The organism is Komagataeibacter oboediens (genome assembly GCF_003207815.1).
Taxonomy (GTDB): Bacteria; Pseudomonadota; Alphaproteobacteria; order Acetobacterales; family Acetobacteraceae; genus Komagataeibacter; species Komagataeibacter oboediens.
On sequence record NZ_NKTX01000180.1, the window covers coordinates 1 to 1,525 of the forward strand.

Annotated in this window: 2 protein-coding genes; both read left to right on the top strand. The window is 56.8% G+C overall.

The genetic code is table 11. The features are described 5' to 3' along the window. The first annotated feature begins 61 nt into the window (after window positions 1–61). Complete coding sequence (locus CFR80_RS18080; RefSeq protein ID WP_181418278.1) at window positions 62–847, top strand: hypothetical protein; 786 nt, start codon at window positions 62–64, stop codon at window positions 845–847. A gap of 26 nt (window positions 848–873) precedes the next feature. After that, window positions 874–1,410: a hypothetical protein gene (locus tag CFR80_RS18085; protein WP_110507848.1), complete on the top strand. Its 537-nt coding sequence runs from the start codon at window positions 874–876 to the stop codon at window positions 1,408–1,410. Window positions 1,411–1,525: the final 115 nt, after the last annotated feature.

The following is a 1,525-nucleotide window of genomic DNA, read 5'->3' on the forward strand; positions in this document are numbered from 1 at the left end:
GGCCTATTACGCTGACGTGACGGCGCTGTCTGCCACGCTGTCCACGGACATAAGCAACTGCGTGTCGGGCGTTGCTGCGTCCGGGGATGCGCAGGGGCTTAAACTGTATCAGTCGGTAGGAAGTGGACGGCCGCATTTTTTCTATACGGGCGGGGATGAATACCTTGCCACCTATACGGACGTGACAACCGTTCAGGCCAACCTGACATCGTTCCAGACTACCCAGACAAACCAGAACAGCACATTTGCCACCGAAATTTCATCCAAGGTCGGCACCAACACCACGAATGACGGCACCAATTCGCCCATTACCTATCTGGGCCATAATAACGCGTCCGGTGCCCCTTTTGTCATCAGTTCCCTAGTAGGTTCATACCGGATCATCCCCTCAAGACCAGGCTCCGGATATAACGCGATATCCAACATGAGCACCGACAGTGTGGGGAATATTATCCTTTCTGACAGTTCGGGCGATGACAACAGCTACGCGCCGGTATTGACCGGCATCATCGCTGACAGCCCATATTTCGGATGGTGGAAGAAAACCAAACTTCCGGATGGAACATATCTTCTGGAACAATGGTTTGCCCTCAGCGGAATAACCGGGGACTACGCGGTCGTTTTTCCGATCCCGTTTGCATCGCCACCTGTTGTTACGTTTGGCGTGTCCGATGACACCGGTTCATCAAACCAGCACAAGAACATATTTGCCAACTACGAAACCGGAACACTGACCGGCACAGGAATGACGCTGGACGTGTATTACTATGACAGCACCAATGGGGCCTGTGCCGTTTCAGGTGACTTCACAATTCATGTTCATGCAACCGGCGTTGTCAGCAATTAATTACTTCGAAAGGTAGGAACACAGATATGACCACAGCAGCCAAGAACTACATCCTCTACCGCACCGCTGCCTTCATGTACCAGCCGGGCTATGCCTATACGCAGGGCGCGACGCCTTCTGTCCCGGCAGCACAGGTTTCGTCCCCGGTTGGCACGGTTGTCGGAACCCAGCAGATGACCAGCCTGACTGGCGTAACCGCACCAGACGGGTTCGCCTACGCGCTGGACGCCGCTGGGAAATACTCGGCGGGCAGCATCTATACACCGTCCACGGAATATACGCTGTCCGGCGCATCCACGGCGACGGCGGGAACCGCCCTGACGCTGACCCTGACACCGGACAATGACGGGCCGGGCGCAGATACGACGGTCACGCTGTCCGACGGGAACGCAGGCGGGACGTTCTCGGCTGATACCGTGACATTCAGCGGCTGCACGAACACAGCCCAGACAGTGACTTATACGCCCAAGGCAGCCGGGACGGTCACGATCAGCGCCACGAACACCGGCGGCCTGACCAACCCGGCCAGCCTGAGTGTCACGGTCGCTGCCGCCGCAGCCTGACCGGCCCCATAATACGCGCCTGCCCGACCGCCCTGTGAGGCGGTTTTTTTATGAGAAGATGAATGATTGATGAACCGACGCCGGATGTTCTGGCGCGATTGGATGAACATGATGT

Bases quoted from the DNA above. Each gene is read 5' to 3' on its own strand.
- CFR80_RS18085 (WP_110507848.1), top strand. From the start codon at position 874: ATGACCACAGCAGCCAAGAACTACATCCTCTACCGCACCGCTGCCTTC.